Annotated in this window: 20 protein-coding genes, 1 tRNA gene and 1 other RNA gene; 20 read left to right on the plus strand and 2 right to left on the minus strand. The window is 67.7% G+C overall.

Going from position 1 to position 23,699, the window contains the following annotated elements; all coding sequences use genetic code 11:
- The first annotated feature begins 22 nt into the window (after positions 1-22).
- The 12 genes from AAK988_RS06065 (at position 23) to AAK988_RS06120 (ending at position 15,371) form a co-directional block, all read left to right on the plus strand.
- The gene (locus AAK988_RS06065) at positions 23-2,551 is read left to right on the plus strand and encodes a DNA topoisomerase I (RefSeq protein ID WP_369880501.1); all 2,529 of its coding nucleotides are present in this window, start codon (positions 23-25) and stop codon (positions 2,549-2,551) included.
- A 52-nt stretch (positions 2,552-2,603) separates the two neighbouring features.
- Complete coding sequence (locus AAK988_RS06070) at positions 2,604-3,539, plus strand: fumarate hydratase (protein WP_369873236.1); 936 nt, start codon at positions 2,604-2,606, stop codon at positions 3,537-3,539.
- Positions 3,532-4,092 carry a FumA C-terminus/TtdB family hydratase beta subunit gene (locus AAK988_RS06075; RefSeq protein WP_369873237.1) on the plus strand — a complete coding sequence of 187 codons (561 nt, stop codon included), beginning with the start codon at positions 3,532-3,534 and terminating at the stop codon, positions 4,090-4,092. Before AAK988_RS06070 ends, AAK988_RS06075 begins: the two co-directional genes overlap by 8 nt.
- A gap of 671 nt (positions 4,093-4,763) precedes the next feature.
- On the plus strand, positions 4,764-5,909 hold the full coding sequence (locus AAK988_RS06080; RefSeq protein ID WP_135971005.1) for an NAD(P)-dependent malic enzyme: 1,146 nt from the start codon (positions 4,764-4,766) through the stop codon (positions 5,907-5,909).
- Positions 5,910-5,911: 2 nt separating this feature from the next.
- The gene (gene tmk / locus AAK988_RS06085) at positions 5,912-6,979 is read left to right on the plus strand and encodes a dTMP kinase (RefSeq protein ID WP_369880502.1); all 1,068 of its coding nucleotides are present in this window, start codon (positions 5,912-5,914) and stop codon (positions 6,977-6,979) included.
- A complete protein-coding gene (locus AAK988_RS06090) occupies positions 6,972-8,129 on the plus strand; it encodes a DNA polymerase III subunit (protein ID WP_135971006.1) in 1,158 nt (385 codons plus the stop codon). The genes tmk and AAK988_RS06090 overlap by 8 nt, the downstream gene beginning before the upstream one ends.
- The gene (locus AAK988_RS06095) at positions 8,107-9,633 is read left to right on the plus strand and encodes a regulatory iron-sulfur-containing complex subunit RicT (RefSeq protein WP_369873239.1); all 1,527 of its coding nucleotides are present in this window, start codon (positions 8,107-8,109) and stop codon (positions 9,631-9,633) included. Before AAK988_RS06090 ends, AAK988_RS06095 begins: the two co-directional genes overlap by 23 nt.
- On the plus strand, positions 9,634-11,088 hold the full coding sequence (locus tag AAK988_RS06100) for a nicotinate phosphoribosyltransferase (RefSeq protein WP_135971008.1): 1,455 nt from the start codon (positions 9,634-9,636) through the stop codon (positions 11,086-11,088). It abuts the gene before it with no gap.
- Between the two features lie 91 nt (positions 11,089-11,179).
- Positions 11,180-12,106 carry a DegV family protein gene (locus AAK988_RS06105; RefSeq protein ID WP_151430438.1) on the plus strand — a complete coding sequence of 309 codons (927 nt, stop codon included), beginning with the start codon at positions 11,180-11,182 and terminating at the stop codon, positions 12,104-12,106.
- A gap of 1 nt (position 12,107) precedes the next feature.
- Positions 12,108-13,073, plus strand: coding sequence for an NAD(P)-binding domain-containing protein (locus AAK988_RS06110; protein WP_151430440.1), 966 nt, complete (start codon positions 12,108-12,110; stop codon positions 13,071-13,073).
- A 293-nt stretch (positions 13,074-13,366) separates the two neighbouring features.
- Positions 13,367-14,356 (plus strand): radical SAM protein, encoded by a 990-nt coding sequence (locus AAK988_RS06115; protein ID WP_242369435.1) that lies wholly within the window; start codon positions 13,367-13,369, stop codon positions 14,354-14,356.
- A gap of 112 nt (positions 14,357-14,468) precedes the next feature.
- On the plus strand, positions 14,469-15,371 hold the full coding sequence (locus AAK988_RS06120; protein WP_369873242.1) for a DegV family protein: 903 nt from the start codon (positions 14,469-14,471) through the stop codon (positions 15,369-15,371).
- 98 nt (positions 15,372-15,469) lie between these two features.
- On the opposite strand, the gene AAK988_RS06125 is transcribed toward AAK988_RS06120, so the two are convergent.
- Together AAK988_RS06125 and AAK988_RS06130 are read right to left on the minus strand one after the other, a co-directional pair.
- Positions 15,470-16,513: a TIGR03915 family putative DNA repair protein gene (locus tag AAK988_RS06125; protein WP_369880504.1), complete on the minus strand. Its 1,044-nt coding sequence runs from the start codon at positions 16,511-16,513 to the stop codon at positions 15,470-15,472.
- 9 nt (positions 16,514-16,522) lie between these two features.
- Positions 16,523-18,079, minus strand: a complete 1,557-nt coding sequence (locus AAK988_RS06130; RefSeq protein ID WP_369880505.1) for a putative DNA modification/repair radical SAM protein — start codon at positions 18,077-18,079, stop codon at positions 16,523-16,525.
- 196 nt (positions 18,080-18,275) lie between these two features.
- Here AAK988_RS06130 and pyrE point away from each other — a divergent pair, with 196 nt between their 5' ends.
- The 8 genes from pyrE to ssrA all read left to right on the plus strand — a co-directional run bounded on the left by pyrE (position 18,276) and on the right by ssrA (position 23,580).
- Positions 18,276-18,959, plus strand: a complete 684-nt coding sequence (gene pyrE, locus AAK988_RS06135; protein ID WP_369880506.1) for an orotate phosphoribosyltransferase — start codon at positions 18,276-18,278, stop codon at positions 18,957-18,959.
- 97 nt (positions 18,960-19,056) lie between these two features.
- Positions 19,057-19,131 (plus strand) — tRNA-Thr (locus AAK988_RS06140).
- A 116-nt stretch (positions 19,132-19,247) separates the two neighbouring features.
- Complete coding sequence (locus tag AAK988_RS06145) at positions 19,248-19,544, plus strand: hypothetical protein (RefSeq protein ID WP_151430450.1); 297 nt, start codon at positions 19,248-19,250, stop codon at positions 19,542-19,544.
- Positions 19,545-19,622: 78 nt separating this feature from the next.
- The gene (locus tag AAK988_RS06150) at positions 19,623-20,759 is read left to right on the plus strand and encodes a M42 family metallopeptidase (RefSeq protein ID WP_369880507.1); all 1,137 of its coding nucleotides are present in this window, start codon (positions 19,623-19,625) and stop codon (positions 20,757-20,759) included.
- Between the two features lie 4 nt (positions 20,760-20,763).
- Positions 20,764-21,231, plus strand: a complete 468-nt coding sequence (gene smpB, locus AAK988_RS06155) for an SsrA-binding protein SmpB (RefSeq protein ID WP_135971017.1) — start codon at positions 20,764-20,766, stop codon at positions 21,229-21,231.
- Positions 21,232-21,337: 106 nt separating this feature from the next.
- The gene (locus tag AAK988_RS06160; RefSeq protein ID WP_135971018.1) at positions 21,338-21,961 is read left to right on the plus strand and encodes a hypothetical protein; all 624 of its coding nucleotides are present in this window, start codon (positions 21,338-21,340) and stop codon (positions 21,959-21,961) included.
- A gap of 124 nt (positions 21,962-22,085) precedes the next feature.
- The gene (bsh, locus tag AAK988_RS06165; protein WP_151430455.1) at positions 22,086-23,042 is read left to right on the plus strand and encodes a choloylglycine hydrolase; all 957 of its coding nucleotides are present in this window, start codon (positions 22,086-22,088) and stop codon (positions 23,040-23,042) included.
- A 159-nt stretch (positions 23,043-23,201) separates the two neighbouring features.
- Positions 23,202-23,580: a transfer-messenger RNA gene (gene ssrA / locus AAK988_RS06170) on the plus strand.
- Positions 23,581-23,699 lie beyond the last annotated feature (119 nt).

Consider the following 23,699-nt stretch of genomic DNA (forward strand, 5'->3'; position numbering starts at 1 on the left):
GGCCCTAGGGAGGAGATCGTATATGAAGCTGATCGTCACCGAGAAGAATGATGCGGCGGTCAAGATCGCCGATCTGCTGGGTGTCACGAAGCCCAAGGCCGACAAGGTGTTCAACACCCCGGTGTACCGATTCGATGTGGACGGCGAGGAGTGGGTGACCATCGGCCTGCGCGGTCACATCCTGGAGCCCGACTTCACCCCGTCCCTTATATATAAGAAGCGCGGCGGCTGGTCCGGCGTGACCGCGGAAGGCGAGGCCGTGCCCGCCGTGCTGCCGGCCGCCTTGCCGGTGCCCCCCTTCAAAAAGAAGAAGCCCTTCACTGCCGACGGCGTGGAGCTGAAGGGTTGGAAGATGGAGGCGCTGCCCTATCTCATCTACGCGCCCATCGAGAAGCTGCCCAAGGAGAAGGACATCATCCGCTCGCTGAAGAACCTGGCGAAGAAGGCCGACTCCATCGTGATCGCCACCGACTTCGACCGCGAGGGCGAGCTTATCGGCTCGGATGCTTTGGCCTGCTGCCGCGAGGTGAACGCTACGGCTCCGGTGTCCCGCGCCCGCTACTCGGCATTCACCAAGCCCGAGATCACCCATGCCTTCGCGAACCTGGTGCCCATGGACGACGATCTGGCCGCGGCCGGCGGGTCGCGCCGCGACATCGACCTTATCTGGGGTGCGGTGCTCACCCGCTACCTCACCCTGGTGAAGTTCGCCGGTTACGGCAACGTGCGCTCCTCGGGCCGCGTGCAGACGCCCACGCTCGCCATCATCGTCGAGCGCGAGCGCGAGCGCATGGCGTTTGTGCCCGAGGACTACTGGGTCATCCGCGGCGCCTTCGACGCCGGCGCGACGGCCGGTCCCACCCCGGGGGAGGGCCCCGAGGCCTTCGAAGCCCCGCACGCCACGGCCCGCTTCAAGGTGGAGGCTGAGGCCAGCGCGGCTATGGACCATGTCGCGGGTGCCACGAGCGCGCGCGTGGTGTCGGTGGAGAAGAAGAAGCGCACCGTAGCCCCGCCCGTGCCCTTCAACACCACCTCGCTCATGGCGGCCGCCTCGGCCGAGGGCATCAGCCCGGCCCGCTGCATGCGCATCGCCGAGAGCCTGTACATGGACGGCTACATCTCCTACCCCCGTGTGGACAACACGGTGTACCCCGACTCGCTCGATCTGGCCGAAGTGGTGAACGCCATCGCGGGCAACCCGGCCTATGGCCCCTACTGTCGCGAGCTTTTGGCGGCCGGGCCCCTGAAGGCCACCCGGGGCAAGACCGAGACCACCGACCACCCGCCCATCTATCCCACGGCGGCGGCCACGCCCGACGATCTGTCGGCGGCCGACTACAAGCTGTACAACCTGATCGCGCGCCGCTTTTTGGCCACGCTGTCGGGCCCGGCCACGGTGGAGGGCACGAAGGTGACCCTGGATGTGGCCGGCGAGCCCTTCGTGGCCAAGGGCGACGTGCTGGCGGTGCCCGGCTTCCGCGCCATCTACCCCTACGGCCTGAAGAAGGACGAGACGCTGCCCGCCATGGCCGAGGGCGCCACCATCGCCTTCAACGGTGCCACCTGCACGAAGAAGCAGACCGAGCCGCCCGCCCGCTACTCCCAGGGCAAGCTCGTCCAGGAGATGGAGAAGCTGGGGCTGGGCACGAAGTCGACCCGCGCCTCCATCATCGAGCGCCTCTACCAGGTGAAGTACGTGCAGAACGACCCCATCGAGCCCTCGCAGCTGGGCATCGCCGTCATCGAGGCCCTCGATAAGTTCGCCCCTCACATCACCCATGCCGAGATGACCGCCGAGCTGGAGCATTCCATGGACCGCATCGCCGAGGGCGCGGTGACCAAGGCCGAGGTGGTGGAGAAGTCGCGCCAGCTTCTGTCCGAGCAGCTGGCCACGTTGATGCCCCATTCCGAGGAAGTGGCCGAGGCCCTGTCGGACGCTGTGGCGGCCGATGCCTACGTGGGGCCGTGCCCGAAATGCGGCAAGGACCTCCAGCTGCGGGCGAGTCACAAGACTAAGTCGATGTTCATCGGCTGCGCCGGCTGGCCCGACTGCGACGTGACCTTCCCGCTTCCCAAGGGCAAGATCGAGGCGGTGCCCGAGAAGTGCCCCACCTGCGGCATGCCCCAGGTGAAGGTGACGGCGTTCCGCAGCAAGCCTCGCACTCAGTGCATCGACCCGAACTGCCCCACGAACCAGGAGCCCGAGGTGGTGGTGGGGAAGTGCCCCGCCTGCGCGGCCAAGGGTCTCGACAAGCAGCTCATCGCGCGGCGCAACCCGCGCACCCTGAAGCGTTCGGTCACCTGCGAGAACTTCGATGAATGCGCCACGCGCTACCCGCTGCCCCAGTACGGCGACATCGTCCCCACCGAGGAGGTGTGCGAGCACTGCGGCGCGCCTATGGTGGTGATCAAGACCGCCCGCGGCCCGTGGAAGCTGTGCCCGAACTTCGATTGCCCGGGGAAAGAGGAAGAAGAGAAGGCCAAGGCGGAGAAGAAGGGCGCCAAGGGCTCCGCGAAGAGGGGCTCCGCAGGGAGCGGCCGGGGGAAATAGATTCGGTGATGGGCGGTCGGCGGCCAGTCCATCTTTTCGGAAGAGGTGAGCTGTGGAAGAGGTTCTGAGCAAAGAGGCGGTGGCCCGGGCTGTGTACGGTGCCATCCGGGAATGCGCGGTGACGCTGCGTCCGGATTTCCGCGCTGCCGTTGAGCGGGCGCGGGAGGAGGCCTCATGCCAAGAGCGCGACGGCGGCGTTTCGACGGCTGATCCGCGTCCCGGCGGGGCGCCTTCCGCCTCAAGGGCGGCGGGGGTGCTCGACCGCATTCTGGAAAACGCCGCTATCGCCGCGGCCGACGGGGTGCCGCTGTGCCAGGACACGGGCAGCGTGTGGGTGTGCCTGGAGGTGGGCGAGGCGCTGACGGTGCCAGGGGATGTGCTCTCGGCCGTGAACGGCGCTGTGGCCCGGGCCTACGAGGACGGCCGCCTGCGCATGTCGCTCGTGCGCGACGCCCTGTTCGACCGCGCGAACACCGGGGACAACACGCCCGCCTTCTGCGAGGTGAGGTTCGTGCCCGGCGCCGATGCGACGCTGCACGTGCTGTTGAAGGGGGGCGGCTCCGACAATGCGTCGCGCGTGGTCATGCTGCCGCCCGGGGCCGGTGCGGCCGGCGTGCGGGAGGTGGTGCTCGACTGCGTGAGGGAAAAGGCCGCCAACGCCTGTCCGCCGCTCGTGATCGGACTCGGTGTGGGGGCCACTTTCGACAAGGTGGCGGGGCTGGCCAAGCACGCGCTTTTGCGCGAGGTGGGATCGCCTGCTGCCTCGGACGCTGCCGCGGCCTTCGAGGAGGAGCTGCTCGCCGAGGTGAATGCCTTGCGCATCGGTCCCGCCGCCCTGGGGGGACTGCCCACGGCCGTGGCCGTGCATGTGGAGACGGCCCCCTGCCATATCGCGGCGCTGCCCGTGGCGGTGAACATGGGCTGCTGCGCGATGCGCAGCGCGAGTGTTCCGCTGGTGAGAGACGGAAGGGCGGTGCACTGTGGGTAGAATCGTGTCGCTTTCCCTGCCGCTGTCCCGCGAGGATGTCGCGGAGCTTCGCGCTGGCGATGAGGTGCTGTTGTCGGGCCCGGTGTACACCATGCGGGACGCTGGACACGAGCGAGCGCTTCAATGCCTGGAAGAAACCGGGGAGCTGCCCTTCGGCCTGGCTGGTGCCACGCTGTTCTACGCGGGTCCCACGCCGCCGGCGGCCGGCCGGCCTTTGGGCTCGGTAGGGCCCACGACGGCCAGTCGCATGGACTTCGCCACGCCGCAGCTCTTCGCTGCGGGCATCGTGGCGGCCATCGGCAAGGGAAAGCGCTCGCCGGCAGTGGTGGAGGCGTGCCGCGAGACGGGCAGCGTGTACCTGTGCACCGTAGGCGGCGTCGCGGCTCTGTTGGCGAAGGCGGTCGTTGCCAGCGAGATGGTGGGCTGGGATGATTTGGGCACCGAGGCACTCCGGCGGCTCACGCTGGTGGACTTCCCCTGCTATGTGGCCGTCGATGCTTGCGGCCGCGATCTGTATCGTGAGATAGAGGCAGCGGCTTCGTCGATGGCGTGATCGCGGCGCAGTTGCCCGTGGAGCCGCGGTGCCCCTCGACTGCGCGGCTGCGGTGCTGCCGACGATGGGGGCTGGTGTCGCCCGCCGTGCGGCTGTGATGCTGTCGGCAGCGCGATCGCGCCGCGGTGCTGCGGGCAATGCGATTGCAGTCGTGGCACTGCCGACGACGCGATTGCGATGTTGCGGTACTGCCGACGATGCGATTGCGATGTTGCCGGTGGTAGTCTGCGTTGCTGTGACGCGATCGCGCCAGCGCCGTTCTGCCCGCCCGAAAGTGCGATGTGCTCAGGTAGCTCGTGCATTCGGGGCGCAAGTCGGCCCGCCGAGGCCTTGCTGCGGTGTCTTTCTGCCCCGAAAGTGCGATGCGCTCAGGTGAATCGTGCATTCGGGGCGGAAAAAAGAGGATAGGGCGCCCTTCGGACATATGGATATGTCCCAAATGTGCGATCCGCCCGGGCACATTGCACTTTCGGGGCAGAAAGAGAGGGGTCGCGGGCGATTTTGCTCTGTTTGGCGGCGCGAAATCGCGATCCGCCCGGGTGCATCGTGCATTTGGGGCGGGAGGGATCGCAGCGCGGCTTTTTCGTGGCTTATGGGCTGGTGCGGCCCTCGTCCGTCGCTATGGGTTACAATAAGCAGGTTAAAAGAACCTGTTCAAAGGATGCGAAACCATGGACATTGCTGAGGAGGCCCTGGCGGCTCACGCCGACTGGAAGGGCAAGCTGGCCTTTGACCCGAAGATGGACATTGCCACCCGCCACGATCTGGCCGTGGCCTACACGCCTGGCGTGGCCGAGCCCTGCAAGGTGATCGCCGAGAACCCGGAGGCGGCCTACGAGTACACCATCAAGGGCAACACCGTGGCCGTTGTCTCCGACGGCAGCGCGGTGCTGGGCCTGGGCAACATCGGCCCCGCGGCGGCCATGCCGGTCATGGAGGGCAAGGCCGTGCTGTTCAAGCGCTTCGGCGACGTGGACGCCTTCCCCATCTGCCTGGACACCCAGGACACCGAGGAGATCATCGAGACGGTCATCCGCATCGCCCCGGCCTTCGGCGGCATCAACTTGGAGGACATCGCGGCGCCCCGCTGCTTCGAGATCGAGGCGCGCCTGAACGACGCCCTGGACATTCCCGTATTCCACGACGATCAGCACGGGACGGCCATCGTGGTGCTGTCGGGCATCATCAACGCCCTGCGTCTGACCGGTAAGGACACTACGGCCCGCGTGGTGGTCAACGGCGCCGGGTCGGCCGGCATCGCCATTGCGAAGCTGCTGCTGAGCTACGGCTTCGAAAACGTCACCATGTGCGACATCCGCGGTATTCTGAGCAGCGCCTACGAGGGCATGAACGATGCCCAGCGCGCTATGCTGGCGGTGACGAATCTGGATGACGCCCAGGGCACCCTGGTCGATGCTATGGCCGGGGCCGATATTGTCATCGGCGTATCGGCGCCCGGGGCCATCACCGGCGAGATGGTGGCCTCCATGGCCGATGACGCCATCGTATTCGCCATGGCCAACCCCACTCCTGAAATTTTCCCCGACGAGGCGAAGGCCGCCGGGGCCCGCGTCGTGGGCACGGGACGCTCGGACTTTCCGAATCAGGTGAACAACGTCGTGGCCTTCCCGGGCATCTTCAAGGGCGCCCTCCAGGCCCGGGCCGAGCGCATCACCGAGCCCATGAAGCTGGCCGCCGCCCGGGCCCTGGCCGCCTTGGTGTCCGACGAGGAGCTGTGCGAGGATTTCATCATGCCCGACCCCTTCGATCCGCGAGCTGCCGACGCTGTGGCCGCCGCCGTGCGCGCCGAGGCCTAGCTGTGGCTGAATCTCGGCGACAGGACGGCTGCGGACTGCTCATCACCTTCGAGGGCGGTGACGGGGCGGGGAAATCGACCCAGATCCGCTTTCTGGCCCGGCTGTTGGAAGGGGCCGGCCGCGAGGTGGTATGTCTGCGCGAGCCTGGCGGTACAGCCGTTGGGGAGGCCCTGCGGCGCGTGGTGCTGGATCCGGCCCACGGCACCATGAGCGACCGGGCCGAGCTGCTCATTTACGAGGCGGCTCGGGCCCAGATCGTCGACGAGGTGATCGCGCCGGCTCTGGCGTGGGGCGCCGTGGTGCTGTGCGACCGCTTCTTCGACTCCACCGTGGCCTACCAGGGGGCGGGCCGGGGGCTGGACGGCGCCTTCATCGCGGCGGCGAACCGCTTCGCCTGCGACGGCCTGGTACCCGATGCCACCATTCTGCTTGTGGCTCCCGAGGAGGCCGTGCGCTCGCGCATGGGTCGCCGCGGCGGCGCCGACCGCCTGGAGCGGGCCGGAGACGCCTTCCACAGTCGTGTGGCCGAGGGCTTCGCGGCCCTGGCCGCCGCCGAGCCCGAGCGGGTGCGCATCGTGAGCTCCCAGCTGCACCGCACCGACACCTTCCGCGCCGTGCTGGCCGAGTTGGCGCCGCTGCTGCCCGAGGCCGCCGCGGCCCTGGCCGCCGACGGTGATGACCCGGCGGCCCTGACGGAGCTCGTGGCCGCCGTCATGGAGGAAAAGCGCCGCGAGCGGGAGCGCGAGAGGAAGCGGGCCGTCCAGCGCGACCGTCGCCGCGCTTCGGGGCGCGGCCGCCAGGGGGGCGCGCCCGCGCCCAAGGGCGGCCGGCACCCGCAGGGCACCCGCGGCAAGAGCGCGAAGGGCGGCAAGGCCCCCCGGGACTCTCAGAAAGCGAAGGGTCCCACGGGCGGTAAGGCCCCCCGGGACCCTCAAAAGGCAGAGGGACCCAAGGGGCCCCGGAACGCCCCGGGCGGCGCGGCGTCCCGCGACGGCCGCCGCGCTTCGGGCGCCCCAGCCCCCGCGAGCAGCCGCGGCGACGGGGCGGGGAAGGGAGGCCGCCGTGGCTGACGCCTTCGAGAACATCCTGGGCCAGCCGAAGGTGCGCGAGTTCCTGCGCGCCTCGGTGGTGTCCGAGCGCGTGACCCAGGCCTACCTGTTCGTGGGACCGGCCGGCTCCAACAAGACTCTGGCGGCCTACGCGCTCGCCCAGGCGCTCATGTGCCCCAAGGGCCCTCACGGCCCCCGGGGAGGCATGTGCGGCGACTGCAACCGCTGCGACAAGGTCATGCGGCGCAAGCACCCCGATGTGCGCTATTTCGCCCCAGCCGGCGCCAACGGCTATCTGGTGGAGCAGGTGCGCGAGATCGTGGCCGACACAGCCATGGCCCCCATTCAGGCCGACCGGAAGATCTACATCCTCGACCGGGTGGATCAACTGGGGGCCAGCGCCGCCAACGCCTTCCTGAAGACGCTGGAGGAGCCCGAGGACGACGTGGTGCTCATCCTGCTCGGACGCACCCGCGCCTCGGTGCTGCCCACCATCGTCTCCCGCTGTCAGGTGGTGCCCTTCCGCCACATCCCTGCTTCCGAGGCGGCCGGCATCGTGGCCCAAAACACCGGGGCGGCGCTCCCTCAGGCCCGTATGGCCATCGAGGCCTGTGGCGGCTCCATCACCGCGGCGGTGGCCTTTCTCCAAGCGCCGGGCAACGAGCGGCTCGCCTTCCGCAGCCGGCTCTTCGCGGCCCTGGCTCGCCTGGCCCGGGCCGACGACTGGGACATCGTGGAGATGGCCCGGGAGCTGTTGGAGGCCTCCAAGGCCCCCCTCGATGTGGTGCGGGCCTCTCAGGAGACGGAGCTGGCCGAGAATGCCGACTTCCTCGCGAAGTCGGCTATCCGCCAGATCGAGGCGCGCAACAAGCGCTCGCTGTCGGCCAAGACCACCGAGTACTTGCGCCAGACCACGTCGCTCGTGCGCTCGTGGCTGCGGGACGGCATGATGGTGGCCGCCGGCACCCCCGATCTGATCATCAACACCGACGTGCGCGAGGTGCTCGTCGATCTGTTCTCGACGGCCGATGCGGGCCGCTTGGCCGCGGCCGCCGCCAAGGTGGACGACTGCGAGCGGGCCCTTGCCTATAATGTATCCCCAGAAACGTGCATCGACGCGTTGCTGTTCGACGTAAGAGAGGTTCTCAATGATTCGGGTCGCACCGATTAACCTGACCTTCAATCCCAAGACGCTGTGGTTCGACCCCGGCGACCTGGAGATTAAGAAAGACGATCCCGTAGTGGTGCGCACCGCCCGCGGCACCGAGTTCGGCATTGCCGCTAGCGAGGTGATCGAGGTGGGCGAAGAGCAGGTGCGCGCCTTGAAGAGCGCCCTGCGCCCCGTGGAGCGCGTGGCCACGGAAGAGGATGTGCAGCGTGCTGCTGAGATGGAGGAGAAGTCCCGCGAGGCGCTGCCCATCTTCAAGGAGATGGCCCGGGAGGCCCACGAGGACATGCACCCGGTGTCGGTGGAGTTTTTGCTGGACGGCGACAAGGCCGTGTTCTACTTCGAGGCCGAGGAGCGCATCGATTTTCGCGAGCTGGTGCGCAAGCTGGCCAGCCGCTTCCATGTGCGCATCGACATGCGCCAGATCGGCGTGCGCGACGAGGCCCGCATGGTGGGCGGCGTGGGCCACTGCGGCCAGGAGTTGTGCTGCAAGCGCCTCGGCGGCGAGTTCTGCCCTGTGTCCATCCGCATGGCCAAGGAGCAGGGGCTCTCGCTGAACCCCCAGAAGATCTCGGGGCTGTGCGGGCGCCTCATGTGCTGCCTGCGCTACGAGTTCGACGCCTACAAGGATTTCAAGGGCCGCGCCCCCAAGCTGAACGCCACGGTGTCCACGCCGGCCGGTCCGGCCAAGGTGGTAGACCACGACGTGCCCCGGGAGATCATCTCCCTGAAGGTTGAGGGGGAGAAGCCCGTGAAGGTGCCCCTGGCCGACTTCGACCCGGCGCCCGAGGGGGCCAACCGCCCCAATGCCGTGGGAGAGGAGGCCTGGGAGGAGGCCACGAGCGAGCGCGGCACGGGGCTCGGCGAAGCGCTCATCTTCTCGACGAGCCAGTTCACCGGCTCCGATAAGCTGGCCGAGGGGGCGAAGGTGCGCCACACCGGCGGTGGCGGCTCGCGCCGGGGCTCCTCGTCGCCCCGCAGCCGGGCCGAGGGCTCCGCACCGGGCCGTTCCCGCGGCAAGCGCTCGGGCCGTGGCGACAATGCCGCCCCCGCTGCCGCACCGGCCCCCCGCAAGCGCCGTCGGTCCACGAAGCTGGCGGCGGCCGAGGACGGCCATGCCTTAGAGCGTGTGTCCACCTCCCGGGAAGAGAAGGACGCCGCCGCCCCCAAGCCCCGCCGCTCCCGTCGCCCCAAGGACGGCGGCCGTGCCTCGGGCGAGGGCCGCAGCGCCCAGCAGGGCCGCGGCGGCCAGGGCTCGTCCTGCACCAAGGGCCCCGGCGCCTCCGAGCGCGGCAACGGCTCCAAGCAGCGCAATGGCGCCCGGCCGGGCCAGAGGTCCTCGGGCCTGGCGGCGAGCCGCCCCGACCGCGGCAACCGCGCCGAGAGCGCTCCGCGCGGCGAGGGGGATGTCGCCCCCAAGCCGCGCCGCCGCCGACGCAGCCGCCGTCCCAAGGGAGAGGGCGGCGCGGCGGGCGCCGGCGCCTCCGACAAGGGAGGGAACGCCTAGATGAACGTGGACTATGCCCTCCTGACCGATCTGTACCAGATCACCATGGCCCAGGGCTACTGGGACGCGGGCAAGACCGAGGAGGAAGCCTGCTTCACCATGTATTTCCGCGATTACCCCTTCAAGGGGGGCTATGCGGTGGCCTGCGGCATGGCCCAGCTGGCCGATATGGTGGAGAACTTCCGCTTCAGCGAGGAGGACATCGCCTACTTGGCCAGCCTGGAAGCGCCGGGTGGCGGCCCGCTGTTCAGTGGAGACTTCCTTGCCTACCTGGCCGATCTGCGCCTGACCGTGGACGTTGACGCGGTGCCCGAGGGCACCATCGTGTTCCCCCACGAGCCCATCGTGCGGGTCACGGGCCCCATTATGCAGTGCCAGCTCATGGAGACGGCCCTGCTGAACATGGTGAACTTCCAAACGCTCATCGCCACCAAGGCCGCCCGGGTCGTGCGGGCCGCCCGGGGTCGGGCCGTGGCCGAGTTCGGCCTGCGCCGGGCCCAGGGGCTCGGAGGCGTGTGGGCGAGCCGGGCCGCCGTGGTGGGCGGCTGCGCCTCCACCTCCGACGTGCTGGCCGGGCGCCTGTTCGACATTCCCGTGTCAGGCACTCACGCCCATTCCTGGGTCATGTCCTTCGACGACGAGCTGACGGCCTTCCGGGAGTACGCCCGCGTTTTCCCGCGCAACTGCATCCTGCTCGTGGACACCTACGATGTGGAGCAGGGCATCGAGCACGCTATCACCGTGGGGCTGGAGATGCGCGAGCGCGGCGAGCGCCTGGCGGGCATCCGCATCGACTCGGGCGACCTGTCGTGGCTCTCGAAGATGGCCCGGCGCATGCTGGATGGGGCGGGGCTGACCGACTGCGGTATCGTGCTCTCCAATGACTTGGACGAGTACACCATCCAGTCCATCCTGGACGAGGGGGCCGACGTCATGTCCTTCGGCGTGGGTACGAAGCTGGCGAGCGCCTACGACCAGCCCACCCTGGGCGGCGTCTACAAGCTGGCTGCCGTGCGGCCCGGCCCCGGCGCGCCCTGGGAGGATCGCCTCAAGATATCGGAATCGGCGGCGAAGCTGACGACGCCGGGCGTGCTGGACGTGCGCCGCTACTACCACGGCAACGGTACCGTGGCCGGGGATATGGTCTTCGACGTGAACCGGCCGCCCGCCGGCCGCGAGGTCATCGTGGATCCCCTGGACGACTTGCGCCAGAAGAACCTGGCGGGCCTTTCTTTCGAGACGCTGCTGGCGCCTTTGGCCCGTGGGGGCCGGGTGGTGCTCGCGCCTCAGTTCCGCAACGCCTGCGCCGCCCGGGAGCGGGCCGCGGCCGGCCTTGATAGGCTGGACGAGACCCAGCTGCGCATGCTGAACCCCCATACGTACCCCGTGGGGCTAGAGGCGGGTCTGAGCGATCGGCGCCGGGGGCTTGTGGCCGAGCTGCGCCACATTCTATAGGTTGAAGCGGCGCAGGGGCCCGACCCGAGCGGTCGGAGCCCGCGCCGATGCGAGAGAGGCGGCTCCGTGGGGTCGCCGGGAAGGGGCGTTCATGGCGAACTGCCATCTCATTATCGACTCCTGCTGCGACCTGCCGCCGCAGGTGGTGAAGCGCGAGGACGTCACCCTCATGGGCTTTCCCTACATGATGGACGGAGGCACGTTCACCGACGATTTGTTCGAGTCCTCCACGGCCCAGGAGTTCTACGATGCCATGCGCAAAGGCTCCGAGCCCTCCACGGCCCAGGTGGCCCTCTCGACGCTGACCGACACCTTCACGGCGGCCGCCCAGGAGGGAACGCCCTGCGTGTACCTGGCGTTCTCAAGCGGGCTGTCGGCTACCTACGATGCTGCCTGCGTGGTGGCCGATCAGGTGCGGGCGCAGTATCCCGACTTCGAGCTGCACCTGGTGGACACCCATCTGGCCTCCGTGGCCGAGGGGCTGCTCATCTACGAGGCCCTCGTGCAGCACGAGAAGGGCATGACCGCCGCCGAGCTGGCCGCCTGGGCCGAGGAGGCCCGCTGCTTCGTGAACGAGGAGTTCATGGTGGACGACCTGGGGGCTTTGCGCCGGGGCGGTCGCATCCCGGCCTCGGTGGCCGTTGCCGGCGCCGCCCTGGATGTGAAGCCGCTGCTCGTTATCGGGGAGGACGGCAAGCTGGCCCTCACGGGCGTGGCCCGCGGCCGTAAGAAGGGCATCAAGCAGCTGGCGGAGTTCTACAAGAAGAACGTGGATGCCTCGGGGCCGAGCCATGTGGCCCTCATCGGCCACGCCGACTGCCCCAAGGACGCTGGCCGCCTGCGGGAGCTGCTGCTGAAAGAGGACCCGAACCTGTTCGTGCTGGAGTGCAGCATCGGGCCAGTCATCGGCAGCCATGTGGGGCCCGAGATGCTGGCCGTGGTGTTCTGGGGCGCTGACAAGCGCGACAACATGTCCGTGGCCGACCGCATCGCCCGCAAGGTGAAGGGGGAGAGGTAACATGGCCGCATCCTATGCCTACGTGGGCGCGCCCACATTCATCAAGGCCGTTCAGGGCCGCCTTGCCGATGCCGGGCTCGTCCGTGCGGATGACACGGCCTCGGCCGATATCGTCGTCACTTTCTGCACGACCGCCTCGGCCCTGGAGGATCTCTATTTCGGCGACGACGGCCTGGTGGGCAGCGCTGGGCCGGGCACCGTGCTCGTGGATCTGTCGGCCACCACGCCGAACTTCGCCCGAGAGATCAACGCTGTGGCGACGGTGAACGACCTGGTCATGGTGGAAGCGCCCCTCACGGTGCGCTCGCTCGTGGCCGAGGATGCCTTCGCCCGGGAGAACCTGCTAGGGCCCGTGGCCTCGGAAAGCGAGCTGTCCGAGGAAGTGCGCACGCTCCTGGAGGCCATCTTCGGGGAAGTAGTGGAAGTGGGCGCTCCCGGGCGCGCCCAGCTCATGCGCAGCACGCACACCCTGCCCCTCGCGGCCAACCTGGCTTCGGCTATCGAGGCCGTGGCCCTCGACGATGCGGCCGCCCGCTCGGTGGGGGCCCTCGATGCCGATCAGGTGCCGCTGTTCTGCACGGTGAGCACCGACCCGGTGGTGCGGGCCGTGCAGCAGCGGCGCTTCGCCGGAGACTACACGGCCGAGATGCTGCTGGCCGAGCTGTCGGCCGCTCTCATGGCCGCCGACGATGCCGAGGTGATCCTGCCCGGCGTGGAGGCGACTATGCATCTGCTGGAGCTTCTGGCCGTGATCGGCGGGGCGGACATGGCCCCGGCGGCCCTGGCCCTGGTGTACCGCGACGAGGCCGCCGGCGCCGCGGCGGGGCTCGACTGGACCCGTGCCGAGCAGGCCTACGGACGTGGCAGTGACCATAGTCGGGACGAGGACGAGGACTGGAGCGACTATGACGACCCGGACTGGGCCGACGACTCCGATTACGACGACTTCGACTACACCGCAAACTAGGGCACTTCCGCGCGCTTTGGCGGCGCGCGGACTGCTCGACGCTGCGGACTGTCGCCGGTGTCGGGGATGGGGGATGCCTTGATTCGTCGTTTTGTTTCCGTCGACCGTCGTTTCGCGCAGTAATCGCCGCGAAATAGACTGCGCCGCGCGAGGGGTCTCGCAAAAAGTTTTCCATGGAAAACCATGAACAGGTGTTATAGCGCCTGCTACGGATAGATTTGCCTCATAGTGAGAGATTGGAATTTGGAAAGATCTATCTCGCGGCGTTTGCTGCGCAGATTGAGGGGTTTGAGATGCGAGAACTGAAGTCGGTCGGTCAAGGTGGCCCGCGCCCCCTCTGCGCAGCGCCATCGTCGTGCGATCTGTGCCCCCGCGCCTGCGGGGCGAATCGGGCGGCGGGGAAGCGCGGGGTGTGCGGGGCCGACGGGCGCCTGCTCGTGGCCCGCGCGGCGCTGCATTTCTGGGAGGAGCCGCCTATTTCTGGAGAAGGCGGTTCCGGCACGATCTTCTTCGCGGGCTGTCCCCTGCGCTGCGTCTACTGTCAGAACGCCGAGATCGCGCTGGCCGAGCATGCCCGAGAGATCACCGTGGAGCGGTTGGCGGCCATCATGGGCGAGCTGGAGGCGGCGGGCGCCCTGAACATCAACTGCGTGACGCCCACGCACTACGCGCCGCAGATTCGCGCGGCGGTGGGACTCGCGCGGGCGGCGGGGATGCGTCTGCCGGTGCTGTGGAACACGAGCGGGTACGAGACCGTGGCCGCCGTGGAGGCGAACGCGGGGTGCGTGGACGCCTATCTCACCGACTTCAAGTACGCCGACGGCGATATGGCCCGGCGCTATTCGTCGGCAGCGGATTACCCCGAGGTGGCCCTGGCCGCCCTTGAGGCTATGGTGCGGGCGGTGGGGCCCTGCGCCTACGATGAGTACCGCGGCCAAGAGCGCTTGACCGGCGGCGTGGTGGTGCGCCACCTGATGCTGCCCGGGGCCCTGGAGAACTCGAAGGCCGTGGTGCGCCTTCTGCACGAGCGTTTCGGCGACGCCGTCCGCCTCTCGCTCATGAACCAGTACACGCCGGTGCTCGCCCGCGCGGCCGAAGCGGGCAGCGCCCGGGCCGCCTCGGCGCTGGCGGCATGCCCCGAGCTGGCCGAAACTGTGCCCGATGAGGAGTACGAGGCGCTGCTGGACTTCGCCGACGAGCTGGGGGTGTCGGACTACTTCTGGCAGGAGGGTGGCGCGGCCGAGGAGAGCTTCATCCCCGCCTTCGACTTCACAGGGCTGTAAACTTCCCTCGCTGTGGCGGGCGGCTCGGGCCCAATGGTGTAGGATGAAGAGGTGAAAGCGCGCGGGCCCCGTAGGGGCGCGCATCGGCCCGTATCTTCGAAAGGAGACCCCCGTGATCAAGATCGTCACCGATTCTGTGGCCTCGATTCCCGCCGATGTGGTGCGCGAGCGCGGTATCGAAGTGGTGTCGCTGTACGTGAACCGCGATGGTCGCGAGTACCGCGAGACCGACATGGACGTGGATGCGTTCTACGAGGATATCTATGACATGATCGAGCAACCGCCGACCTCGAGCCAGCCGTCGCTGCACGCGCTGGAGGCGATCTTCGATCGGGCGGCCGAGGCACGCGATGAAGTGCTGGGCATCTTCCTGTCGTCGAAGATGTCGGGTACCTTCGAGAGCGCCGTGCGCAGCGCCCGGGCCTGCAAGGAACGCTATGAGCAGTTCCGCTGCACGCTGATCGATTCCACGTCGAACTGCGGCGATGAGATGTTCGCGGTGCTGGATGCCGCCGATGCCCGCGATGGCGGTGCCGATTTGGAGGGCTGCGCGGCGGCGGCCACCGATGCCGTGGCGGCATCGCGGTTCATCTTTGCTCCCGAGAGCCTGGCGTTCCTGAAGGCGGGCGGTCGCATCGGGGGCGCTTCGGCCCTGCTCGGCGGCTTGCTGCAGATCTCCCCGGTGCTGACCGTGGCCGATTGGGAGACTACCACCCTGGCCAAGGTGCGCACGTGGAAGAAGACGCTGGCGCGCATGGTGGACGTGTTCAAGGAGGACATTGGGGCCTGTGGCCTCAAGCGCGTGGTGGTGCACTATATCGGATCGGCTGCGCCGGCGGTGACGTGGGCTCGCGAAGCTATCGAGCCGGTGGTGGGGCGGGCCGTGGACGTGCTGCCCGTGAGTCCCGTGATCGGCGTGCACGTGGGGCCGGCCGTGGGACTGGCCTACGAGTGCGAGCGCCCGGTGCCCGGTAAGCTGACGGCTCCGGCGAGCGAGCTGCTGTTCAGCCTGTAGAGGGGCGTGCGCGAAACGAGGGCCGCCCTGCGGGGCGCGTCGGTTCCAGGGAAGACGAGCGGGGGCGCCCAGGAGGTGTCCCCGCTTTGCGTGCGGGGCTAAGATCGGGCCGTGCGCAGGGTAGCGGGGCTCTCCTGAAGCTCGGTGAGGTTCTTCCAGAAGCGCTTGGGCATGAACTGTCGGCGCAGCTCGGGATGGTAGCGGGCATCCACCGATACCGAACGGTAGAAGGTGCGCCAGGCCTCGCTGAAGAGGGCCTCGTCGGCCGTGGGATCGGGGAGGGCCCGGGCGAGATCGCCTTGGCCGGCGGTGGCCACGAGGTGCCAGTCGCCTCCGTCGTAGACGCCGGCCAACTCGTGCACCTCGTCGTAGATGATGAAGGGCTGCACGCCGAGCCGCTCCACGAAGTGGTCCATGACCAGTGGTACCACCGAGGCTTTGGGGTTCACCCGGGCGAACCACACTTCGGTGCCGGTGTCGTCGCCCACGCTCTCGCCCTGCAGGTGTTGGAAACGGACGAACTGGCGCAGGTGCTCGCATTCCTGACTGATGGAGCGGGAGATGCGGAAGAGCCGTTCCACGGCCGGATGGGTGATGTCTGAGAGGGCGCGGCCCCGCATCTTGGGGCAGAGGCCCGCACCGCTGCGCCCAGGGCAGGACGATCGCTTGCGGCAGCGCTCGCAGTTGCGGTGCTTCTGCTCGTCCATGGCGTAGCGCACGAAGCGGTAGGCAGCCGTGCCCGCATCGGGCTCGTCGGAGCAGCTGGCCTGCTTCACGGCATGGGCCGCCCGCCAGCCGCAGGCTCGCTTCACGCCGCGCAGCACCCGGGCCGCATGGCTCATGTTCGTGGGGATGGCCGCTACCCGCTGGCCCAGGCGGGGCTGCAGCCGACTTTCGGGCACTACGTCGGTCGGGTTCTCATGGCGCTCGTAGGCGGCGAAGATGGCCGAGAGCAGTCCTTCCAAGGTGCCGTCGTAGGCGTAGGCTACCTCGTCGTAGATGTCGTCAGGGGCGGCTGATGGGACGGCTGCGAGGGGAAGGTGGTGGGGGCTGCCTGCCGCGGAGGGGGACGCGTCCGCTCCGGCCGGATATGCGCCGACCAGGGCGGGGCTTGCGGGCGCGGTAGCGTTTGCGCGGTGCACGACGCTCTCCTAGGCTACGGAGAGCAGTGGCTCGCGGGCATCGTCATCGTGCGGGGCGTTCTCGTGCAGCGGGCTTTCATCTCTGGTGCGGGGCGCTTCTGCGTCGAGGGTCGTCCGCCGCTCGCCCCCAGCGCCGTCGGCCATCGCTCGGGCCAGCGCCCCCTGGGCCAGGGCGCGGCGCTGGGCCTCGAAGGCGACATCGAGGGCGGCGCGGTTGGCGGGGCTCGCCTCGGGGAGCACCGGCGGCGCGTCCACCGCCTCGAAGAGGCTCATCTGGCCCTGCACGGCCCGGTTGGCCCGCCGTCCGTGGCGGCCGCCCTCGATGGGGGCGGAGAGGCGCGCGTGCAGCGCATCGCGGGAGAAGTCGATGCCGGAGCCTCCGTAGGCGCCGTTCATGGTGATGAAGTAGCGGGCGCGCTTGTAGGCGATGCCGAGGCGGCGCAGCTCCGCCTCGCCCAGGGTGGATTGGCGCCGGGCCCGCAGGATGAGCCGCGCCCCGCGCACGCCGATGCCGGGCACGCGCAGCAGCGCCTCGAGGGGTGCGGTGTTCACCTCCACGGGGAAGAAATCCAGGTGGTTTAAGGCCCAGTTGGCCTTCGGATCCACATCGGGGGCGAGGAAGGGGTTCTCCTCGTCGATGATCTCGCTCACGTTGAAACCGTAGTAGCGCAGAAGCCAATCGGCCTGGTACAGGCGGTGCTCGCGGTTCAGCTGCACGGCATCGGTGGCGGGCAGGAGCGGGTCGGCCACCACGGGCAGATAGGCGCTGAAGAACACGCGCTTCAAGGACAGCTGGGTGTAGAGCGCCGCCGACAGGTTCAGGATCTGGTAGTCGCTTTCCGGGGTGGCGCCGATGATCATCTGGGTGGACTGGCCCGCCGGGGCGAAGGCCCGCGTCTTGCGGGCCATTCTCTTCTCCCGGTACACCGTGGTGCGGCGCTGGGCGAGGGCGCGGGATTCCTTGTCTTCGGCCACCGACTCGAAGATGTGGCGCATGGGGGTTAGGATGGAGTGGCGCGACTTGTTGGGGGCCAGAAGCCCCAGGCTCTGCTTGCTCGGCAGTTCCAGGTTCACCGAGAGGCGGTCGGACAGGCGGCCCAGCTCGTCGATGAGTTCCAGGGACGTGCCGGGGATGGTCTTGGTGTGGATGTAGCCGCGAAAGCCGTATTCTTCCCGCAGGATGCGCAGGGCCTGCACCATGAGCTCGGTAGTGCGGTCGGGGCAGCCGGCCACCCCCGACGACAGGAAGAGCCCCTCGATGTAGTTGCGGCGGTAGAACCCGATGGTAAGGTCGGCCAGTTCCCGCGGGGTGAAGGCCGTGCGCGGGACCATGGCGTTGCTGGCACGGTTCACGCAGTAGGCGCAGTCGTAGACACAAGCGTTGGTCATGAGCACCTTCAGCAGCGTGACGCAGCGCCCGTCGGGCGTGAAGGAATGGCAGCAGCCCGCCTGGTGCGCCGCGCCCAGCTGCCCTTTCTTCCCCGAACGCTGCACGCCGGAGGAAGTGCAGGCCACATCGTACTTCGCCGCATCGGCCAGCACTTCCAGCTTCTCGATAACGTTCACGGCCCGGCCTCCTTCCCTGAGAACGCTTCTAAACAAGCACACCTGTTCGCCCGAATGGATGTACGCTATAATAACCGAATATATGTTCGGGTGTCAACTAACCGCTAACCTGTCGCCGCGCGGTCGCACCCTCTGCTGAATCGGGTATCATGGTGTCCATGGAAAATGAGAGGGTCCCTGGAGCGAAAGGATGGCCATGGAGGCTTACAAGCGCGAGTTCATCGAGTTCATGGTGGAAAGCGACGTGCTGAAGTTCGGCGACTTCACGTTGAAGAGTGGGCGCAAGTCGCCGTTCTTCATGAACGCGGGCGCCTATGTGACTGGCGAGCAGCTGCACCGTCTGGGCCTGTACTACGCCCAGGCCATCAACGACAACTTCGGGCTCGACTTCGACGTGGTGTTCGGGCCGGCCTACAAGGGCATCCCCCTGGCCGTGGTCACCGCCATGGCGTTGCAGGAGCTCTACGGCAAGGAAGTGAAGTACTGCTGCAACCGCAAGGAAGTGAAGGACCACGGGGCCGATGCGGGCAACCTGCTCGGCGCCGAGCTCGCCGATGGCGATCGCGTCATCATGGTGGAGGACGTGACCACCTCGGGCAAGTCCATCGATGAGACCTATCCCATCCTGAAGGCCGCCGCCGACGTGGACGTGCGCGGGCTCATCGTGTCTCTGAACCGCATGGAAGTGGGGAAGGGCGGCGTGACCACGGCCCAGAAGGAGATCGAGGCGAAGTACGGCTTCCCGGTGGCTTCCATCGTGTCCATGGCCGAGGTGAAGGAGTGCCTGCACAACCACGAGGTGGCCGGGCGCATCGTGATCGACGACGATATCGCGGCCGCCATCGACGCCTACTACGAGCAGTGGGGCGCCAAGGAGTAGGGAATCTGCGGTTGCAACTTCCCTAAATCGGAGCGTTGTCGTACAATAAGCGGATGCGGCGTCATCTTCGGGGAGGGAGAGGTGCCGCATGCACGGCGCCGGTGTGGCTCAACGGTAGAGCAACTGATTTGTAATCAGTGGGTTGCGGGTTCGATTCCTGTCACCGGCTCCATAACAATGAGCAGGCCATCGTTGGTTTTCCAGCGGTGGCCTGTTTGGCTTTCAAGGCGGGGCCTCCGTCGTGCTAGAATGGCCCCTGAACCACAGAGACGGAAGGACCGCCCGTTTATGCAGACCTATGTTGCCCACTACCAGTCACCCAAGGGATCCCACGACCGCGAGCGCGGCCTCTTCGAATTCCAAAGCGAGGCGCGGGCCGGCACCAAGGCCAACGCCCACGACGCGCGGCTGAAGATGCTGGAGCTGTTCGGGGCCGGCGCGGTGTCCTGGACCATCGAGAAGGTGGAGCGCAAGGCCGCAGCCCCGGCGGAGAAGCAGGAGAAGATCACCGACGGCCAGCTGGCGCTCGATTTCCGGCCCCCCAAGCCCGAGCGCAAGCGGAAGCACTCGAAGGGGTACTGGTAGGTGGCCGACCGCGCTTCCGTTGCCCGGCAGCATTGCGGCCCTCGCCCTGGGGCGGGGAAACAGATTGGAGCATCGTTTATGAAGAAGAAGCAGATCAAGTTTTTGAAGCAGCTGGTGGAAACCCCCTCGCCGACCGGGTTCGAGGAGCCGGTCGCCGCCCTGGTGCGCGAGCGGCTGGGGACTGTGGCCGACGAGGTGTCCACCGACACCATGGGCTCGGTGAGCGCGGTGCTTTCCGGCACCGACGAGGCCGCGCCCTCGCTCATGCTGGCGGCCCACATGGACGAGATCGGCCTTATGGTCACCTACATCTCCCCGGAGGGCTTCCTGTCGGTGGCCTCCCTCGGCGGTGTGGACGCGGCCATTCTGCCTGGCATGCGCGTGGACGTGCACACGGCCGCAGGCCCGCTGCGCGGTATCGTGGGCCGCAAGCCCATCCACCTCATCGAGCCTGACGAGCGCAAGGCGGTGACGCCGCTTTCGGGGCTCGTGATCGATCTGGGCCTGAAGCCCAAGCGCGTGAAGAAGCTCGTGTCCGTGGGAGATCCCATTACCTTCGCCGTGGGCTTCGAGCGCTTCGGGGACGGCATGGCCGTGTCCAAGTGCTTCGACGACAAGTGCGGCGTGTGGGTGGCCTGCCGCGTCATGGAGAAGCTGGCCGCGGCCGGCCGCGCGGCGGGCGACTTCATCGCCGTGGCCACGACCCAGGAGGAGATCGGCACCCGCGGCGCCATGACGAGCGCCCATGCCGTGAACCCCGATGTGGCCCTGGCCTTCGACGTGACCCATGCCACCGACTACCCGGGCATCGACGCCGCCAAGTACGGCAAGATCGTCTGCGGCGCGGGCCCGGTCATCGCCCGCGGCCCGAACATCAACCCGGTGGTCTTCGAGCGCTTGGTGGCCGCGGCCAAGGCCGAGGGCATTCCCTATCAGCTGGAGGCCGAGCCGAGCGTGACCGGCACCGACGCCCGGGCCATCCAGGTGGCCCGCGACGGCATTCCCACGGGCCTCATCTCGGTGCCGCTGCGCTACATGCACACCCCCACCGAGGTGGTATGTCTGGCCGATTTGGACGCCACGGTGCGCCTCATCACGCGCTTCGCCCGCGATCTCGGCCCTCAGGTCAGCTTCGTGCCGGGCATGGGCGCCGTGACCGCCGATGACGCGGGTGTCGGCGGCGAGGCGGACACCGAGGCAGTGGGGGAGGAGTAGCACCGTGCCCAAGCGCGACGAGAAGACCATCGCGAAGAACCGCCGGGCCTTCCACGACTACGAGATCCTGGAGACCTACGAGGCGGGCATCGAGCTGACGGGCACCGAGGTGCGCTCTCTGCGCGAGAATAACTGCCAGCTCACCGATTGCTTCGCCCTGATCCGCAACGGCGAGGTGTGGCTGAACAACGTGCACATCCCTCCCTACGCCAACGGGTCCATCTTCAACCCCGACCCCGATCGCAAGCGGCGTCTCTTGCTGCACAAGAAGCAGATTCGCTATCTGGACGGGAAGGTGGCCGAGAAGGGCCTGGCCATCGTGCCCTTGAAGATGTACTTCAACACCGATGGCCGGGTGAAGGTGGAACTGGCTCTGGCTCGGGGCAAGAAGCTCTACGACAAGCGGGCGAGCATGAAGGAGCGGGACGCCAAGCGCGAGATCGACCGCGCCATGAAAGAGCGTTCACGTTAGGGAAACGAAACCGCGCTCCGTGCCGGGGCACTGCGGCGGGATGGCATCATGGGAACGTGGTCGCCGAGGCGGCCCTGTAGGACGGACACGAAAAAGGAGCACCATCATGGGTCTGGACGAAGAGCTGGAGAGCATGGAAGAGCCCGGCGAGACCGACGCCGAATGGATCGACCAGGAAACCGAGCTTCAGGACGTGGAGGGCGACGAGGACGAGATCTTCGGGGCCGACGCGGCGGAAAGCGACGTGGAGCACGCCTATGACAGCTTCATGACCGACAACGAGGCCGACTACGACGGCTGGGATGAGGGCGACGTGGATGAGGCCCTGGCCGCCGAGGAGGAGGCCGACGTTTTGAACTCCGAGGGCTACCATATCGAAGAGGAGCCCGAAGAGGAGAGCGAGATCATCGAGATGGAGATCGAGGACGGTGACGTGCACGCGGTCATCGTGGACGAGTTCGACAACGAGATCGGCTTTATCCTGCTGGACGAGGACGGCAACGAGGTGGAGTACTACTACGTTGACGAGGACAATGACGACGACGGTGTGCGCGTGGAGCGCACCTCCGACGGCGACGAGTTCGATCTGGGCATTAGCCGCGAGGGCGTGGCGGCGGCCACCAAGGACGTGAACGCCATCTACAAGGACGGCGTCGCCGTGGCCGCGGAGCTGAAGGGCACTTTCGATGAGATCGCCGACTCTCTGAGCTTCCTCAAGAAGAAAAAGTAACGGCGACGCCGCGCTGTCAAAACGGCAACCAAGGGACCGCCCGCCCGCCCAGGGCGCAGCGGGGCCCTACTATGGATGGGAGCGATCGGGTCGGTCGCTCCCGTTTCGTCGTTAGGAGACTATCATGTGCACGGGCGTTCGCTTCGCTGACAGCAAGGGCAATCTGTACTTCGGCCGCAACCTGGATTGGTGCGAGCACTATGGGGAGGGCGTGGTCATCACCCCCCGTGTCGCCCGCATCCCCTCGCCGTTTCTGGGCACCATCGAGCCGAAGCACGCCTGCATCGGCATGGCCATCATCGAGGCCGGGGCGCCTTTGTACTTCGACTGCGCCAACGAGACGGGCCTGGCCGTGGCGGGCCTGAACTTCCCCGGCTATGCCGTGTTCGCCCCCGAGCCCGTGGAAGGTACGGTGAACCTGGCCGCCTACGAGGTGCCCCTGTGGATCGCCTCGCAGTTCTCCACCGTGGCCGAGGTGCGTGCGGCTCTGGACAACGTCACCATCGTGAACAAGGCCGTGAACGACCTGTGGGCCGTGTCTCCCCTGCACTGGATCGTGGGCGACGGGACCGAGTCCCTCGTCATCGAGTGCGAGGCTGACGGCATGCACGTCTACGACAACGGTTTGGACGTGCTGACCAACCAGCCGCCCTTCCCCTGGCACGCCGAGAACGTGCGCAACTATATGCACGTGAGCTGCGAGCATCCCGAGCCGGTCACCTGGACCCGCGACACCTTGAAGGCCTTCGGCACCGGTGCCGGCATGGTGGGCTTCCCCGGCGGCTACGACCCGGCCAGCCGGTTTGTGCGGGCCGCCTTCCTGAACGCGAACTATCCGGCAGAGGAAGGGGAGGCCGCCAACGTGACGCGCCTGTTCCGCACGTTGGAGGGCGCCTCCATGTGCAAGGGCGGCGCGAAGATGACCGACGGCCGCTACGAGTACACCCTGTTCTCCGATGGCTTCTCGGCGGCGACGCGCACCTACTACTGGTGCACCTACGAGGAGCCGGCGCGGCGCAGCGCGTGCATGGACGACTACGACCTGGACGGTGCCGAGCTGCTGCGCGTGGCTGCGGCCTAGAGTTGCGGAACCGCGCCCTTGACAGCGGAGCATGCGGCTCTGCGCCGCCGTCTGCTCGCGCTCCTCTCGTCGGCAGGAGCCTCGCCCGCGGGCGCGCGACATCGCCGACGCCCTTGACAGCGGAGCCGGGGCGGCTACAATAAACCGATACCCTTTATTGGGGGCGACTGGTTTCGACATGGTAAGTCCGAAACGAGGAGCAGGTCGTGGTCTCCTCGCCACGTTAAACAGGGGTAACGTCAAGTTAATTGGCAAAAACACTGCTAAGACCGGCTACTACATGCCGGCCGCCATGGCTGCCTAACAGCAACCTGGTGATCGCCGAAGCCGGTGTTTCCCCGAACCGGCCAAGGCGTCAACTTCAGGGGAATGCTCCCGGGCACGTAGCCGGTATGGCCCGGGAAAAGAGAGAACCGACTAGGAGCGGCCACGTTGGTTGGCGAACCGATCCGCTCCGAATCCCGATCGCCAACTAAGCTTGTAGAGCCTCGTGGACGATTTAGTATGGACCGGAGTTCGATTCTCCGCGCCTCCACCAACGGAAATCGGCCCCTCTGACTGGTAACCTGCCTGGTCAGAGGGGCTTTTTCTTCGCTGAATCGCAGTGTGATCGCCGGAGGGGCACCTCCCTTGTCGCCGGCGGGTGACCAGGGGTTC

Origin of the sequence: Adlercreutzia muris (genome assembly GCF_041223505.1) — a bacterium.
GTDB lineage: Bacteria > Actinomycetota > Coriobacteriia > Coriobacteriales > Eggerthellaceae > Adlercreutzia > Adlercreutzia muris.